Raw genomic sequence first — 16,839 nt, 5'->3', positions numbered from 1 at the left:
TCGGTATTTCGTGTTCCCGACTCTATCAGACTCTTTCGTGTCCGATTCCCCGTCGGAATGGGGAGTTGCCTTCAGGTATTCGCTTTCGCGTTTCCCTTTCGGCGTGGCCCGACTTTATCAGAGATTCTGGAGTCGGATTCCCGCCCCGTTCCGGTCCCCCGTGCGGCACTTGACTGTGCCGGGTTCCCGTTCAGGCGGAGACATAAACCTACTGGAGCGGGGCGCCTCGATGCAAATCGAGGCGCCCCGCTCCAGAGGTACGACCGAGGGACCGTCAGACCTCGACGACCACGGGCAGGATCATCGGACGCCTGCGGTAGGTGTCCGAGACCCACTTGCCGACCGAACGGCGGATCAACTGCTGGAGCTGATGGGGCTCCACGACGCCGTCCTGGGCGGAACGGTTCAGGGCTTCCTCGATCTTCGCGACGACCGGGGAGAACGCCGAATCCTCGATGCCGGAACCGCGGGCCTGGATGTGCGGGCCGCTGGTGATCTTGCCGCTGCTGGAGTCGACGACCACGTACACCGAGATGATGCCCTCGTCGCCGAGGATGCGGCGGTCCTTGAGGGAGGACTCCGTCACGTCGCCGACCGAGAGGCCGTCGACGTAGACGTAACCGGCCTGGACCTTGCCGACGATTCTCGCGGTGCCGTCGACCAGGTCGACGACCACGCCGTCCTCGGCGATGACGATGTGGTTCTTCGGGACGCCGGTGAGGGCTCCGAGTTCCGCGTTCGCCCGCAGGTGGCGCCATTCGCCGTGGACCGGCATCAGGTTCTTCGGCTTGCAGATGTTGTAGAAGTACAGCAGCTCGCCGGCCGAGGCGTGGCCCGAGACGTGCACCTTGGCGTTGCCCTTGTGGACGACGTTGGCGCCCCAGCGGGTCAGGCCGTTGATGACGCGGTAGACCGCGTTCTCGTTGCCCGGGATGAGCGACGACGCGAGGATCACGGTGTCGCCCTGGACGATCCGGATCTGGTGGTCGCGGTTGGCCATGCGTGAGAGCGCGGCCATGGGCTCGCCCTGCGAGCCGGTGCAGACCAGGACGACCTCGTCGTCCGGCAGGTCGTCGAGGGTCTTGACGTCGACGACGAGGCCGGCCGGGACCTTGAGGTAGCCGAGGTCGCGTGCGATGCCCATGTTGCGGACCATCGAGCGGCCGACGAAGGCGACGCGGCGGCCGTATTCGTGGGCGGCGTCCAGGATCTGCTGGATGCGGTGCACATGGCTGGCGAAGCTGGCCACGATGATGCGCTTGTCGGCGTTGGCGAAGACGGTGCGCAGGACGTTGGAGATGTCCCGCTCCGGCGGCACGAACCCGGGGACCTCGGCGTTCGTCGAGTCGGAGAGGAGGAGGTCGATGCCTTCCTCGCTGAGCCGGGCGAAGGCGTGCAGGTCGGTGAGGCGCCCGTCGAGCGGGAGCTGGTCCATCTTGAAGTCGCCGGTGGCGACGGCCATGCCCGCGGGGGTGCGGATGGCGACCGCGAGGGCGTCGGGGATGGAGTGGTTGACGGCGACGAATTCGCAGTCGAAGGGGCCCAGGCGCTCGCGGTCGCCTTCGGCGACCTCCAGCGTGTAGGGGCGGATGCGGTGCTCCTGGAGCTTGGCCTCGATGAGTGCGAGGGTCAGCTTGGAGCCGATGAGCGGGATGTCCGGCTTCTCGCGGAGCAGGAAGGGGACGCCGCCGATGTGGTCCTCGTGGCCGTGCGTCAGGACGATGCCCTCGATGTCGTCGAGGCGGTCCCTGATCGAGCTGAAGTCGGGCAGGATCAGGTCGATGCCGGGCTGCTCCTCCTCGGGGAAGAGGACGCCGCAGTCGACGATGAGCAGGCGGCCGCCGAACTCGAAGACGGTCATGTTCCGGCCGATTTCGCCGAGACCGCCGAGTGGGGTGACGCGCAGGCCGTTCTTGGGAAGCTGCGGCGGGGTGCCGAGTTCGGGATGCGGATGACTCAAAAGACTCTCCTCACCACACGCGCCACGTACCGGTAGGGCACGTGGCGCGTATGTCATTCGTGCACTTGCTGTTGTGTGTGGTTTCGCGCGTTTGTCCGGCGCGTATTCAGTTGTGAAGTCTGTGGTTAGAGCTGTACCCCACCGGCTGCCAGATCGAGCGCCAGCTGGCTGGATTCTTCCGGCGTGAGTTCGACGAGGGGCAGGCGCAGGGGTCCTGCGGGGAGTCCTTGGCGGTCGAGGGCCGCCTTGGTGGTGATGACTCCCTGGGTGCGGAACATGCCGGTGTAGACGGGGAGCAGCTGCTGGTGGATCTCGGTGGCCTTGCGGACGTCGCCTGCGAGGTGGGCGTCCAGGAGGGCGCGGAGCTCGGGGGTGACGAGGTGGCCGACGACGGAGACGAAGCCGCAGGCGCCGACGGACAGGAGTGGCAGGTTGAGCATGTCGTCGCCGGAGTACCAGGCGAGGCCGGAGCGGGCGATGGCCCAGCTGGCGCGGCCGAGGTCGCCCTTGGCGTCCTTGTTGGCGACGATCCGGGGGTGCTCGGCGAGCCGTACGAGGGTTTCGGTGTCGATCGGGACGCCGCTGCGGCCGGGGATGTCGTAGAGCATCACGGGGAGCTCGGTGGCGTCGGCGATGGCCGAGAAGTGCCGGAACAGTCCCTCTTGTGGGGGCTTGTTGTAGTACGGCGTGACCGCGAGCAGGCCGTGTGCGCCGGAGCGTTCGGCCGTTCGGGCGAGTTCGAGGGTGTGGCGGGTGTCGTTGGTGCCGATTCCGGCCACGACGTGGGCCCGGTCTCCGACGGCTTCCAGTACGGCTCGTACGAGCTGGTCTTTCTCCGCGTCGCTGGTGGTCGGGGACTCGCCGGTGGTGCCGTTGACGACGAGTCCGTCGTTGCCTGCGTCGACCAGGTGGGCCGCCAGTCGCTGGGCGCCGTCGAGGTCGAGTGCGCCGTCCGCCGTGAAGGGCGTGATCATGGCGGTGAGGACCCGCCCGAAGGGGGTCTGCGGAGTGGAGATCGGAGCCATGGGTAACACGCTACTCGTTGCTCGGCGCGTGGTGTCCCTTCGGGGGGCTGGTGGCTGAGGGAGCCCGGCACTGCCTGCTCGGGGGTTCAAGCAGTGCCGGGTCCGTTTGATCAGCCTAGATGAACTTCACGAAACGCCGCAATACGGACACTTTGCGCGGCGTATCCGCACATCTGTGCCGGTATGGCCCGGCGCCCCTGTCGGCCGGGGTGGTTACGGGGCCACCCGGCCGTTGGTGTTGAAGGCCGCATGGGTGAGCGGCATCAGGCGGGCCCACTCGCGCTCCATCTTCTCGCCGACCATCTCGATCTCCCGCTGCGGGAAGGACGGCACCTTCGCCAGCTCGTGCTGGGTGCGCAGACCGAGGAAGTGCATCAGCGAGCGCGCGTTGCACGTCGCGTACATCGAGGAGAAGAGGCCGACCGGCAGCGTGGCGCGGGCGACTTCGCGGGCGACGCCGGCCGCCAGCATCTCCTGGTACGCCTCGTAGGAGCGGCGGTAGGAGTCCTCCATCACGCGGGAGGTCAGCTCCTGCTGGGCCGCGGTGCCGTCGACGAACTCGTACTTGCCGGGCCGGCCCTGCTGGACCAGCTTGCGGTCGGCGCCCGGGACGTAGAAGACGGGCTGGAGCTCCCTGTACCGGCCCGATTCCTCGTTGTAGGACCAGCCCACGCGGTGCCGCATGAACTCGCGGAAGACGAAGATCGGGGCGCTGATGAAGAAGGTCATCGAGTTGTGCTCGAAGGGGCTGCCGTGCCGGTCCCGCATCAGGTAGTTGATGAGGCCCTTGGAGCGCTCGGGGTCCTTCTGGAGCTCCTCCAGGGACTGCTCGCCCGCCGTGGAGACACGGGCGGCCCACAGCACGTCCGAGTCGGTCGCCGCGTGCTTGACCAGCTCGACGGTGACGTCGTCGCGGAAGCTGGGCTTGAGGTCTGGGGCGGGGGTGTCGGTCACCGGCGGGTCCTTCCAATTGCGTCGCTCGGGCGGCGTCCACTCTACGGCCCGGCACCGACATCTCCGTCTCTGACGGATCGTCAGCACATTCTTCGGCCAATTCGGGGAATTCGGGCACCAATCGGCAGTGCCGAGCGTCTGTACCAGTAAGCAGCAGCCAGTTCGACAGCCACTCAAGCTTCCCAGGAGATGTGCCCCCATGTTCCGCCGGCGTGAGCCCGTTCCGTTCGCATTCGTCGCCGAGGCCGACCGCTACCGCAGCAACGTCGAGCCGCCGCCGCGCCAGCGCGCCAGCGCAGGTCAACTCGTTGGCAGGACGCTGGTCGGGCTCACGGTCATAGCCGGCCTCACCGGTGCGCTGCTGTTCGGCCTTCCGGCCATGGAAAGCCCGCAGTCCCCCGGGCACAGCCAGCAGTCCGAGGCCTCCAACGGGCGTTGACGGACGTCGGACGGCCACTGACCGGCCCTGACGCGCCGACGCGCGCCCCAACCCCCGGAAGTGGCCGCACACCGGCCTCCTCGGTAGCCTCACCCCGCACAGCCCAATCGAGCGTGCTTGTGAGTGAGGATCAGTCGTGCCCCTGCCCTTCCTGACGGCCGACCGCGCAGTCGACGCACCCGGTGAGTACTCCGACGACGTCGCCCTGCCCTTCGACGACCACGATCGTTGGCGGCGGCCCTACCGGCCCGGCCCGTGGCGGGTCGGCGCGGCGGCCGTGCTGCTGCTCCTCGCCTCGTTCGTGCTGCTGGCGGCCGTGATCATCGCCGCCGCGGGGGAACCGGCGGGTGGCGTCGCGGTCCTGGGCGTCGCCGTGCTCGTCATCGCCTCCGCGCTGCGGCTGCTGCGCGTCGGGGTGTGGGTCAGCCGGGCCGGGCTGCGCCGGGTCGCCTTCCTCACCACGACCACGGTGGCGTGGCCGCGGATCGCGGGCGTACGCACGGTGCAGCAGCCGGTGCGCTGGCTCGGCCTGCCGCGCACGGTCCAGGGCCAGGCGCTGCTCGCCGAGCGGCAGGGCGGCGGCACGCTTCCGCCGCTGCTCACCGACCACAACGCGGACTTCCTGGGCCGCGGCGAGGCCTTCGACCGGGCGGCCGACCTGGTGGAGGCCTGGGGCGACGAGTACCGCCGGGGCTGAGTGGACCGGCGCCCGGGTGGCCGAAGCCGCCCGGGCGCTGTCACATCCCCGTCGTCACATCCCCGTCGTCACATCCCCGTCGTCACATCCCCGTCGTGACGTGCGCCCGCCGACAGGCCTCCGCCGTCAGGCCTCCGCCGTCAGGCTCTCGCCGTCGGACCCCGTCGGCTTGTTCTCGTGCAGGGCGATCGCTCGCTGCATCGCCTTGCGGGCCCGCGGGGTGTCGCGGGCGTCCTGGTAGGCGACGGCGAGGCGGAACCAGCAGCGCCAGTCGTCGGGTGCGTCCTCCGTCTCGGCCTTGCGGCGGGCGAAGACGGCGTCGGCCGAGTCGCGGTCGATGCGGCCGGTCTCGGTGCGGACCAACTCGTCGACGGGCAGGCCGCCTTCGGCCTCCAGGGCCACGGCGAGCTTGTTGGCCTTGGTCACGAAGCGGGTGTTGGCCCACAGGAACCAGACGCCGATGACCGGCAGGATCAGCACGGCCACGCCCAGCGTGACGGTGATCCACGTGCCCTGCTCCAGGAGCAGCACGCCCCGGCTGCCGGCCAGGACGAAGTAGAAGACCAGGACGGCGGCCGTGATGAGATAGGTGATTTTCGCGCGCATGAGGCCTACGGTGCCGCTCAGTTGAGGTCGAGGAAGTGTTCCAGGCCGAAGGTGAGGCCGGGAGTGGTCACCACGCGGCGGGCGCCGAGCAGGATGCCCGGCATGAAGCTGCTGTGGTGGAGGGAGTCGTGGCGCACGGTCAGGGTCTCGCCCTCGGCGCCGAGCAGGACTTCCTGGTGGGCCAGGAGGCCGCGCAGCCGGACGGCGTGCACGGGTACGCCGTCCACGTCGGCGCCGCGGGCGCCGTCGAGCGCGGTGGTGGTGGCGTCCGGTGCGGGGGCGACCCCGGCCTCGGCGCGGGCCGCCGCGATGAGCTGGGCGGTGCGGGTCGCGGTGCCGGAGGGGGCGTCGACCTTGTTGGGGTGGTGCAGCTCGATGACCTCGACGGACTCGAAGTAGGGGGCGGCGAGCTGGGCGAACTTCATGGTGAGGACGGCGCCGATGGAGAAGTTCGGGGCGATGAGCACGCCGGTCTGCGGCGAGGCGGCGAGCCAGGTGTTCAGCTGCGCGAGGCGGTCCTCCGTCCAGCCCGTGGTGCCGACGACGGCGTGGATTCCGTGGCGTACACAGAACTCCACGTTGTCCATCACCGAGGCGGGGGTGGTCAGTTCGACCGCGACCTGGGCGCCCGTGTCGGCGAGCGTGTCCAGGCTGTCGCCGCGGCCGAGTGCGGCGACCAGCTCCATGTCCTCGGCGGCTTCCACGGCTCGTACCGCCTCGGAGCCGATCCGGCCCTTGGCTCCGAGGACCGCCACGCGCAGCTTGCTCATTCGCTTGTTTCCTTACGGGGTTACGAGACCGTTTACGAGACCGCTTCGTGGAGGCGGTCGGCCTGCTTGTCCTTGAGCGGGCCGATGACGGACAGCGAGGGACGCTGCCCCAGGACATCACGGGCCACTTCGCGGACGTCGTCCGGGGTGACCTGCGCCATCCGGGCCAGCATGTCGTCGACCGACATCTGCTCGCCCCAGCACAGTTCGCTCTTGCCGATGCGGTTCATGAGCGCGCCGGTGTCCTCCAGGCCGAGGACGGTGGAGCCGGAGAGCTGGCCGACCGCGCGGCCGATCTCGTCGTCGGACAGGCCCTCGGTCGCGACCCGGTCCAGTTCGTCGCGGCAGATCTTCAGGACGTCGTGGACCTGGTTGGGGCGGCAGCCCGCGTACACGCCGAACAGTCCGCAGTCGGCGAAGCCCGAGGTGTACGAGTACACGCTGTAGGCCAGGCCGCGCTTCTCGCGGACCTCTTGGAACAGGCGGGACGACATGCCGCCGCCGAGCGCCGTGTTGAGGACGCCGAGCGCCCAGCGGCGCTCGTCGGTGCGGGCCAGGCCGGGCATGCCGAGGACCACGTGGGCCTGTTCCGTGCGGCGGTTCAGGAGCTCCATGCGGCCGGCGGCCTTCAGGGTGCGGGAGCCGCCGCGCGGGGCGAGGGGGACGGCGTCGGTGTGCGTGAGCGCGCCGGCCTTCTCGAAGGCCTTGCGGACCTGGCGTACGACGGTGGCGTGGTCGACGTTGCCGGCGGCTGCGACGACCAGGTGGCGCGGGTCGTAGTGCTTCTTGTAGAAGCGGGAGATCTGCGCCTGGGTGAGGGCGTTGATGGTGTCGACGGTGCCGAGGACCGGGCGGCCGAGGGGGGTGTCGCCGAGCATGGTGTGCGCGAACAGGTCGTGCACGCAGTCGCCGGGGTCGTCCTCGGTCATCGCGATCTCTTCGAGGATGACGCCGCGTTCGGCGTCGATGTCCTCGGCGAGGATCAGCGAGTCGGTGAGCATGTCGCACACGACGTCGATGGCCAGCGGCAGATCGCTGTCGAGCACCCGCGCGTAGTAGCAGGTGTACTCCTTCGCCGTGAAGGCGTTCATCTCCCCGCCGACCGCGTCGAGCGCGGAGGAGATGTCGAGGGCGCTGCGCTTCCTGGTGCCCTTGAAGAGGAGGTGTTCGAGGTAGTGGGTGGCGCCGTTCAGCGTCGGCGTCTCGTCGCGCGAGCCGACCTGGACCCAGATGCCGAAGGTCGCCGACCGTACGGAGGGAAGGGTTTCGGTGACGACCCGCAGGCCGCCGGGGAGGGTCGTGCGGCGGACGGTGCCGATGCCGTCCTGACCCTTCAGGAGCGTTTGGGTACGGGCGACGGCCCGCCCCTCGGAGGAGGGGCGGGCCGTCGTCGCGGAACTACGGGACGTCACTTGGAAGCGTCGTCCTTGTCACCCTCGGCAGCCTCTTCGCCCTCGACCACGGGGATGAGGGAGAGCTTGCCGCGGGAGTCGATCTCGGCGATCTCGACCTGGACCTTGGAGCCCACGGCCAGGACGTCCTCGACGTTCTCCACGCGCTTGCCGCCGGCGAGCTTGCGGATCTGCGAGATGTGCAGCAGACCGTCCTTGCCCGGGAGCAGCGACACGAACGCGCCGAACGTCGTCGTCTTCACGACGGTGCCCAGGTAGCGCTCGCCGACCTCCGGCATGGTCGGGTTGGCGATGCCGTTGATCGTGGCGCGGGCGGCCTCGGCGGCCGGGCCGTCGGCGGCACCGATGTAGATGGTGCCGTCGTCCTCGATCGTGATCTCGGCGCCGGTGTCCTCCTGGATCTGGTTGATCATCTTGCCCTTGGGGCCGATGACCTCGCCGATCTTGTCCACGGGGATCTTGACGGTGATGATCCGCGGGGCGTTGGGGGACATCTCGTCCGGCGTGTCGATCGCTTCCATCATCACGTCGAGGATGTGGAGGCGGGCGTCACGGGCCTGCTTGAGGGCGGCGGCCAGGACGGAGGCCGGGATGCCGTCGAGCTTGGTGTCGAGCTGGAGCGCGGTGACGAACTCCTTGGTGCCGGCGACCTTGAAGTCCATGTCGCCGAACGCGTCCTCGGCACCGAGGATGTCGGTGAGGGCGACGTAGTGCGTCTTGCCGTCGATCTCCTGGGAGATGAGGCCCATGGCGATACCGGCGACGGGGGCCTTGAGCGGCACACCGGCGTTCAGGAGCGACATGGTGGAGGCGCAGACCGAGCCCATGGACGTCGAGCCGTTGGAGCCGAGGGCCTCGGACACCTGGCGGATCGCGTAGGGGAACTCCTCGCGCGTCGGCAGCACCGGCACGATGGCGCGCTCGGCGAGCGCGCCGTGGCCGATCTCGCGGCGCTTGGGCGAGCCCACGCGGCCGGTCTCGCCGACCGAGTACGGCGGGAAGTTGTAGTTGTGCATGTAGCGCTTGCGGGTCACCGGGGAGAGGGTGTCCAGCTGCTGCTCCATGCGGAGCATGTTGAGGGTGGTGACGCCCAGGATCTGGGTCTCGCCACGCTCGAACAGCGCCGATCCGTGCACGCGCGGGATGGCCTCGACCTCGGCGGCGAGCGTGCGGATGTCCGTGATGCCGCGGCCGTCGATGCGGACCTTGTCCGTGATGACGCGCTCGCGGACCAGCTTCTTGGTCAGCGCGCGGTACGCGGCGGAGATCTCCTTCTCGCGGCCCTCGAACTGCGGGAGCAGCTTGTCGGCGGCGATCTCCTTGACGCGGTCCAGCTCGGCCTCGCGGTCCTGCTTGCCGGCGATGGTGAGCGCCTGGGTGAGCTCGCCCTTGACGGCGGCGGTCAGCGCCTCCAGGACGTCGTCCTGGTAGTCGAGGAAGACCGGGAACTCGCCGGTGGGCTTGGCGGCCTTGGCGGCGAGGTCGGCCTGGGCCTTGCAGAGCACCTTGATGAAGGGCTTCGCGGCGTCCAGACCGGAGGCGACGACCTCCTCGGTGGGCGCCTCGGCGCCGCCCTTGACCAGCTGGATGGTCTTCTCGGTGGCCTCGGCCTCGACCATCATGATCGCGACGTCGCCGTCCTCCAGGACGCGGCCGGCGACCACCATGTCGAAGACGGCGTCCTCAAGCTCGGTGTGCGTCGGGAACGCGACCCACTGGGCGTTGATCAGCGCGACGCGGACGCCGCCGATCGGGCCGGAGAAGGGCAGGCCGGCCAGCTGGGTGGACGCGGACGCGGCGTTGATCGCGACGACGTCGTACAGGTGGTCGGGGTTGAGCGCCATGATCGTCGCGACGACCTGGATCTCGTTGCGCAGGCCCTTCTTGAAGGACGGGCGCAGCGGGCGGTCGATGAGGCGGCAGGTGAGGATGGCGTCCTCGGAGGGGCGGCCCTCGCGGCGGAAGAAGGAGCCGGGGATCTTGCCGGCCGCGTACTGCCGCTCCTCGACGTCCACCGTCAGGGGGAAGAAGTCGAGCTGGTCCTTGGGCTTCTTGGACGCGGTGGTCGCCGAGAGGACCATGGTGTCGTCGTCCAGGTACGCCACGGCGGAGCCGGCGGCCTGCTTGGCCAGGCGGCCCGTCTCGAAGCGGATGGTGCGGGTGCCGAAGGTGCCGTTGTCGATGACGGCCTCGGCGTAGTGGGTTTCGTTCTCCACTAGCGTTTTCTCCATTTGCTTGTCGTCTTTTCGTCCGCCGGGCCCGTGTGGCGCGACGGACGGTGGGGTGACGGCGGCGGAGAAGCGCTCCTGGGGGCGGGCCGGTCTTCGATCGAAGCGCCCGGTGTTCCTTGCTTTCCGGGGGCCACTACCGAGGACCGGCGGCGGAGGAGGCTTCTGCTCGCTCGTCGCGGTGAAGCTTCTTCGGTACTGCTGGTACTGCTTGCTTCTTCGGTGCTGCTGTTCTGTTGTGCGTACCAGACTACTGAGCGTTCGGTACGTCTCGCACGTACAGCAAAGGGAGCGGCCCCCTAATAGGTGGGAACCGCTCCCTCGACAGCATGCTTACTTGGCGCCACCGGCCGCACCGCGGCGGATGCCCAGGCGGTCGACCAGCGTACGGAAGCGCTGGATGTCCTTCTTGGCCAGGTACTGCAGCAGGCGGCGGCGCTGGCCGACGAGGATCAGCAGGCCACGACGGGAGTGGTGGTCGTGCTTGTGCGTCTTGAGGTGCTCCGTCAGGTCGGAGATGCGGCGCGAGAGCATGGCGACCTGGACCTCGGGGGAGCCGGTGTCGCCCTCCTTCTGGCCGAACTCGGACATGATCTGCTTCTTCGTAGCGGCGTCGAGCGGCACGCTTACTCCTCAGTATGGTTCGATGCGCCCACGAGTGCCCCTGGTCTTGATCTCAGGGGAGCTTCCGTGACTCGGAGGCGAAGGTCCGATGAGCGCAGCTTCCAGATGGTCCGGAAACGCGTACACAAACGGCCGTCACACAGCGTACCAGTACCCCGGGTGGCGGTTGACCGGCGCCCGGGGCGGGCGGGATCAGCTGGTCAGGGCGCGGGCCCGGGCGTACACGTCGAAGACGGCCAGGGTCAGCGGCAGCAGCGTGAGCAGCACGAATCCCTCGGCGATCTCCAGGAAGCGGCCCCAGAAGGGGGTCACTCCGCGGTTCGGCACGATCAGTGCGATGGCGGTGACCAGGGCCGCGGCCGCGGCTATCGCGGCGACCAGCCACAGCGTACGGAGGTCGAGGGCGGCGCTGTCGCCCCTGAGGGCGTCCGCCATCGGGCCGCGCGGGGCGTTGATGCACAGGCCGAGGCCGAGCAGGACGAGGGAGCCGAGTCCGGCGGCCAGGGTGGCGCCGACCTGGGCGGTGTAGCGGAAGAGGTGGGCCCGCATGAGCAGGGCGATGCCGGTGGCCAGGGCGAGGAGGCGGCCCCAGCTGTTGTCGGAGAAGCCGAGTACGGCGGCGCCGGCGACGGCGAGCAGGGCGCAGCCGCCGACGAGGCCGCTGAGCAGTTCGTGGCCGCGCCGGGCCTGGGCGGCGATGCGCTCGGCGTCGACGGGTTGCGCGGTGGTGTCGTCGGCGTCGCGCCGGGAGCCGTGGGGTGCGGCGAAGCCGATGGGCAGCCGGGCGAAGCGCAGGGAGAGGCCGGGCAGGAAGGCGAGGGCGCCGACGGCGAGCTGGGTGGCGACCGCGGCGGTCCCGGTGGCCGTCATGTCGGTGAGGATCGCGGCGAACACGACGAGCGCGCCGATCGCGGAGGCGAGCACGAACGCGACGAAGGGCCCGTCGCCGCGGGGTGAGAGCAGGGTGAGCACCAGCGAGGCGATGAGGACGGCGGCGCAGGCGAGCAGCATCTGGAGGCGGCCGATGCCGTGGTGGGCGGTGAGCGGCAGGAGTCCGGAGCCGGCGACGGCGATGTTGGGCAGCGCGCCGAGGCCGAGGGCGACGGCGGAGAGCTGGTCGTCGTAGATGCGGGCGCGGACGGCGGCGAAGGTGAGCAGGAGGAGTCCGGCGACGGCGGCGAGGATGCCGGGCAGGCCGTGCATGTCGTGCCGGGGGTCGCCGGTCCAGGCCGCGAAGGCGAGCAGGGCGGGCAGGACGCCGCCGGCGACGAGGCCTGCGGCGCGGGTCAGGCCGGTGTTCCACAGGGTGCGGTCCTGGGTGACCGCGGAGGCGACGGCCTCGGACACGTCGTCGAAGACGGCGGGGGGCAGGGACTGGGAGAACGGGCGCAGGGTGAGCAGTTCGCCGTCGAGGATCGACTGGGCGGCGAAGGAGCGGGCGCTGTCGAGGACGGTGCCGTCGCGGCGGACCAGGGAGTAGCCGACGGGGGCGCCCTCTACGGGGCTCTGCCGGGCGAGCCGGAGGATCTCGGGGTAGATGTCGGCGACCGGGATGTCATCGGGCAGCGCCACGTCGATGCGGCCGTCGGGGGCGACGATCGTCACCCGGCAGAAGCCGAGGCCCGCCCCCGTTGCCCGGTCCGGCCGGTTCGGCTCGGCGGCCGTCGTGGCGGTGGTCGTCCGGCTCACCCTCGGCTCCTCCTCGACTCGCTGTCGCCGGTGTGTGGGCGGCGCTCCGGGCGCCCGGGCCCGGGGTGTTCGCCGCCGGTGTCGGTCTTCCGGCCGTCTTCGCTGTGTTCGCGGGTGTGACGCGAACCCGACGCACCCTATCGCCGGCCGAGCACACCGGATGTCAGTAGGATCCCACCGCGGTCGGCGTTCGCCGGACACGGGGCGGTGAGCTGAACTTCCCCTACGGCCAAGGGAATTGGTGCGTCGTGAGTCACATCGTCGTCAAGCGGCCGCCACGAGCGCTGCCCTGCGGGGTGCCGACGGAGGAGGTCGTTCTCCAGTCTCCGCCGGAGCTGCCGCGCGGACAGCAGGAGGGCACGCTGATGCAACTCCTGCCCATGCTGGGCATGGGTGGCTCGGTGGTGTTCTTCTTCATGCCGAACTCGCAGCCGTTCATGAAGATCATGGGCATGGTGATGGTCGCGTCGACGGTGGCCATGTCGGTGGCGATGATCGTCCGCTATCGCCGGGGTTCGCAGGGGCAGTTGGCGGACATGCGCCGCGACTACCTGCGCCATCTCGGCCAGGCCCGGCGCCAGGCCGCCGAGGCCGCGCGCCGGCAGCGCGATGCGCAGTACTACCTGCATCCCTCGCCGGAGCAGCTGTGGGCGCTGGTCGCCGAGGGCAGCCGGGTGTGGGAACGGCGGTCGGGCGACGAGGACTTCGGGCAGGTCCGCGTCGGGCTGGGTCCGCAGGCGCTCGCCACCGCGCTGGTGCCTCCGCAGACGGCTCCGGTCGATCGGCTGGAGCCGTTGACGGCGGGCGCGATGCAGCGGTTCGTGGCCGCCCACCAGACGGTGCAGGACCTGCCGATGGCGGTGTCGCTGCGCGCCTTCTACCACCTGACGCTGAGCGGTGAGGCGCAGACGGTACGGGCCTCGGCCCGCGCCCTGACGTCCTCGCTCGCCGCGCTGCACTCCCCCGAGGACCTGGTGATCGCGGTCGCCGCGTCCGCGTCCGCGGCGGGGCACTGGGAGTGGACGAAGTGGCTGCCGCACACGCAGGCGCCCGGTCTCGTCGACGGTGCGGGCAGCCGGCGTCTTTTCAGCCGGAGCGCGGCCGAACTCGAAGAGCTGCTGACCCCGCGGCTGACGGGCCGTCCGCGTTTCCACCCCGAGGGCGCACCGCTGCCGGAGGAGCCGCACATCGTCGTCGTGCTCGACGGGGTTTCGCCGCCGCCGATGTCGCAGCTCGCCGCGGCGGAGGGTGTGCAGGGGGTCACGGTCGTCGAGGTCGTACCCGGTGAACTGACGGGCGCCCGGGGCGACTTGGCGATGGTGGTGCAGCCGCGCGGGTTGCGCCTGGAGTCGGGCCACGGCCTGGTGTACGAGGGCACGCCCGATCTGTTGTCGTACGAGGGCGCCGACGCGCTGGCCCGTCAGCTGGCCCCGCTGCGCATGGCCTCCGGTGGCGACGACGACGAACCGCTCCTCGCCAACCTGGAGTTCACCGATCTGCTGAACCTGGGGGACGCGGATTCGGTGGACACCGCCCGCACCTGGCGGCCGCGGTCGGCCTCCGAGCGGCTGCGGGTGCCCATCGGTGTGGGTGAGGACGGGCGGCCCGTCATGCTCGACTTGAAGGAGGCCGCGCAGGACGGCATGGGCCCGCACGGCCTGTGCGTGGGCGCGACCGGTTCCGGCAAGTCGGAACTCCTTCGCACCCTGGTGCTGGGCCTGGCGGTGACGCATTCCTCCGAGACGCTGAACTTCGTCCTCGCCGACTTCAAGGGCGGTGCGACCTTCGCGGGCATGGCGCAGATGCCGCACGTCGCGGCCGTCATCACCAACCTCGCCGACGACCTGACCCTCGTCGACCGCATGGGCGACTCCATCCGCGGCGAGCTCAACCGCCGCCAGGAGATGCTGCGCGAGGCCGGCCACTACGCCAACATCCACGACTACGAGGGGGCCCGGCTCGCCGGCGCCCCGCTCCAGCCCGTGCCCTCGCTGGTCCTGGTCATCGACGAGTTCAGCGAACTGCTCACCGCCAAGCCCGAGTTCATCGAGATGTTCGTGCAGATCGGCCGCATCGGCCGCTCGCTCGGCGTGCACCTGCTGCTCGCCTCGCAGCGTCTGGAGGAGGGCAGGCTGCGCGGTCTGGAGACGTACCTCTCCTACCGGATCGGTCTGCGCACCTTCTCCGCGGCGGAGTCCCGCGCGGCGCTCGGGGTGCCCGACGCCTACCACCTGCCGAGCGTTCCGGGCTCCGGCTGTCTGAAGTTCGGCACCGACGAGATGACCCGCTTCAAGGCGGCGTACGTCTCGGGTGCGTACCGTACGGGCGCCGACCGTTCGGCCGCGCTCGGCGGGCCGGTGCCCGTGGACCGCAGGCCGGTCCTGTTCACCGCGGCCGAGGTGCCGGTGGCGTACGCCCCGCAGTCCGTGCCGGGGCCGCGTCCGCGCAGTGGGCCGCGGACCGATGACGCGCTGGCCGACACGGTGCTGGACGTGATCGTGCGCCGTCTGGAGGCCCGCGGACCGGCCGCGCACCAGGTGTGGCTGCCGCCGCTGGACAGCCCTCCGGCACTCGACACGCTGCTGCCCGGTCTCGCCCCGGTGGCGGGGCGCGGACTCACCAAGCCGGGCTGTGAGGGCGCCGGACGGCTCGTCGTGCCGCTGGGCCTGGTCGACAAGCCGTACGAGCAGCGCCGCGACCCGTTGTGGTGCGACTTCTCGGGTGCGGCCGGCCATCTGCAGATCCTGGGCGGCCCGCAGTCCGGCAAGTCGACGCTGCTGCGCACTCTGCTCGCGTCGTTCGCGCTCACCCACACTCCGCACGAGGTCCAGTTCTACGGGCTCGACTTCGGCGGTGGCGGTCTGGCGGCGGTGGCCGGTCTGCCGCACGTCGGCGGGGTGGCCTCCCGGCTCGACCCGGAGCGGGTGCGGCGCACGGTGGCCGAGGTGTACGGCGTGCTGACCCGGCGCGAGGAGTACTTCCGTTCGGCGGGCATCGCCTCCATCGCCGACTTCCGGGCCCGCCGGGCGCGCGGCAGCATCCCGGTCGCCGACCAGCCGTGGGGCGATGTGTTCCTCGTCATCGACGGGTGGGGCAACTTCCGTACCGAGTACGAGGGTCTGGAGCAGGTCGTCCTGGACATCGCGGCCCGCGGCCTCGGCTACGGCATCCATCTGGTGCTGACCGCGTCGCGTTCCATGGAGGTCCGGGCCAATCTGAAGGATCATCTGGCGAACCGTCTGGAGCTGCGGCTCGGCGACACCATGGACTCGGAGTTCGACCGCAAGGTGGCCGCCAACGTGCCCGTCGGGGTGCCGGGGCGCGGCCAGTCCCCGCAGAAGCTGCACTTCATGGCGGCGGTGCCGCGCATCGACGGCCTCCCGTCCGACACCGGCCTCGCCGAGGCGACGGCCGCCCTGGCCACCGAGGTGGCCCGGCACTGGACGGTGCCGGGTGCGCCGGCGGTGCGCCTGCTGCCGCGCGAACTCCCGGCGGCCCAGCTGCCGCCCGGCCATGCGGCGCCGGAGCGCGGCATCGCGTTCGCGCTCGACGAGAACAACCTGGAGCCGGTGTTCGTCGACTTCGAGCAGGACCCGTTCTTCCTCGTCTTCGGCGAGGGCGAGTCCGGCAAGTCGAACCTGCTGCGCCTGCTCATCACCCAGCTCACCCGGCGGTACGGGGGTGAGGTGTGCAAGCTGTTCGTGGTGGACAACCGGCGTGCCCTGCTGGATGCGACCCCGCCGTCGCATCTGGCCGAGTACATCCCGATGTCGAACGCCATGGACCACCACATGGACGCGCTCGCCGACCTGATGCGGCGCCGCGCGCCGGGCGCGGACGTGACCGCGCAGCAGCTGCGCGACCGCAGTTGGTGGCGGGGGCCCACGGTGTATGTCGTGGTCGACGACTACGACCTGGTGTCGACGCCGAGCGGCAACCCGCTGGGCAAGCTCACCGAGCTGCTGCCCTTCGCCCGCGATGTCGGGGTCCGCTTCATCATCGCCCGCTCCACGGCGGGCGCGGGCCGTGCCGCGTACGAGCCGTTCATCCAGCGCATGAAGGAGTTGGGCGCCCAGGGCGTGGTCCTGGCGGGCGACCCCGCCGAGGGCGACCTCCTGGCCGGCGTCCGTCCCCGCCCGATGCCGACGGGCCGGGGCACGTTCGTCTCCCGCAGGCGGGGCAAGCCGTTGGTGCAGACGGGGCTGGTGGAGGGAGCGAACTGACGGATCGCGTCGACGGGCGCCGCCGAGCCCGTCGTGCGGGAGGGGGGACCTGGCCGCTCTCTGCTCCGCATGCCGGACGCGAGGAGAGGAAGGGCGAGGCCCCCGACCCCGAGAACACCCGACGAAGCCCCCCCATCGGGAGCCCGTTCTCGTGATTCTCTCCGCGTCCCCGCCCAGGCCGTCTCCTGCCAAGTAGGCTGATCAGACGGCCG

Annotated in this window: 12 protein-coding genes; 3 read left to right on the top strand and 9 right to left on the bottom strand. The window is 70.5% G+C overall.

Annotated elements, in window-relative coordinates:
* Positions 1-274: 274 nt before the first annotated feature.
* From CG740_RS27920 to thyX, 3 genes are all read right to left on the bottom strand, one after another.
* Entirely contained in the window at positions 275-1,960 is a 1,686-nt protein-coding gene (locus CG740_RS27920) for a ribonuclease J (RefSeq protein WP_100578038.1), read from the bottom strand.
* 125 nt (positions 1,961-2,085) lie between these two features.
* Complete coding sequence (gene dapA / locus CG740_RS27915) at positions 2,086-2,985, bottom strand: 4-hydroxy-tetrahydrodipicolinate synthase (RefSeq protein WP_100578037.1); 900 nt, start codon at positions 2,983-2,985, stop codon at positions 2,086-2,088.
* Between the two features lie 213 nt (positions 2,986-3,198).
* Positions 3,199-3,939 (bottom strand): FAD-dependent thymidylate synthase, encoded by a 741-nt coding sequence (thyX, locus tag CG740_RS27910; RefSeq protein WP_100578036.1) that lies wholly within the window; start codon positions 3,937-3,939, stop codon positions 3,199-3,201.
* A 199-nt stretch (positions 3,940-4,138) separates the two neighbouring features.
* On the opposite strand from thyX, the gene CG740_RS27905 reads away from it, so the two are divergent.
* Positions 4,139-4,378: a hypothetical protein gene (locus tag CG740_RS27905; protein ID WP_100578035.1), complete on the top strand. Its 240-nt coding sequence runs from the start codon at positions 4,139-4,141 to the stop codon at positions 4,376-4,378.
* Positions 4,379-4,514: 136 nt separating this feature from the next.
* Complete coding sequence (locus tag CG740_RS27900; RefSeq protein ID WP_100578034.1) at positions 4,515-5,075, top strand: hypothetical protein; 561 nt, start codon at positions 4,515-4,517, stop codon at positions 5,073-5,075.
* A gap of 126 nt (positions 5,076-5,201) precedes the next feature.
* Here the strand turns inward: CG740_RS27900 and CG740_RS27895 are convergent, their stop codons facing one another.
* From CG740_RS27895 to eccD, 6 genes are all read right to left on the bottom strand, one after another.
* Entirely contained in the window at positions 5,202-5,681 is a 480-nt protein-coding gene (locus tag CG740_RS27895) for a hypothetical protein (RefSeq protein ID WP_100578033.1), read from the bottom strand.
* 17 nt (positions 5,682-5,698) lie between these two features.
* Complete coding sequence (gene dapB, locus CG740_RS27890; RefSeq protein ID WP_100578032.1) at positions 5,699-6,451, bottom strand: 4-hydroxy-tetrahydrodipicolinate reductase; 753 nt, start codon at positions 6,449-6,451, stop codon at positions 5,699-5,701.
* Between the two features lie 32 nt (positions 6,452-6,483).
* Positions 6,484-7,863 carry a M16 family metallopeptidase gene (locus CG740_RS27885; protein WP_100578031.1) on the bottom strand — a complete coding sequence of 460 codons (1,380 nt, stop codon included), beginning with the start codon at positions 7,861-7,863 and terminating at the stop codon, positions 6,484-6,486.
* Entirely contained in the window at positions 7,860-10,079 is a 2,220-nt protein-coding gene (locus CG740_RS27880; RefSeq protein WP_100578030.1) for a polyribonucleotide nucleotidyltransferase, read from the bottom strand. The genes CG740_RS27885 and CG740_RS27880 overlap by 4 nt, the downstream gene beginning before the upstream one ends.
* A 345-nt stretch (positions 10,080-10,424) precedes the next feature.
* Positions 10,425-10,715 carry a 30S ribosomal protein S15 gene (gene rpsO, locus CG740_RS27875; protein ID WP_053728973.1) on the bottom strand — a complete coding sequence of 97 codons (291 nt, stop codon included), beginning with the start codon at positions 10,713-10,715 and terminating at the stop codon, positions 10,425-10,427.
* A 192-nt stretch (positions 10,716-10,907) separates the two neighbouring features.
* The gene (eccD, locus tag CG740_RS27870; protein WP_100578029.1) at positions 10,908-12,404 is read right to left on the bottom strand and encodes a type VII secretion integral membrane protein EccD; all 1,497 of its coding nucleotides are present in this window, start codon (positions 12,402-12,404) and stop codon (positions 10,908-10,910) included.
* Between the two features lie 248 nt (positions 12,405-12,652).
* Here eccD and eccCa point away from each other — a divergent pair, with 248 nt between their 5' ends.
* Positions 12,653-16,627: a type VII secretion protein EccCa gene (gene eccCa / locus CG740_RS27865; RefSeq protein WP_100578028.1), complete on the top strand. Its 3,975-nt coding sequence runs from the start codon at positions 12,653-12,655 to the stop codon at positions 16,625-16,627.
* The last annotated feature ends 212 nt before the right edge of the window (positions 16,628-16,839 follow it).

This window comes from Streptomyces sp. CB01201 (genome assembly GCF_002803085.1).
GTDB classification, from domain to species: domain Bacteria; phylum Actinomycetota; class Actinomycetes; order Streptomycetales; family Streptomycetaceae; genus Streptomyces; species Streptomyces hundungensis.
Note: the sequence above shows the minus strand (reverse complement) of the source record. Positions and strands in the feature narration are given on the sequence as shown.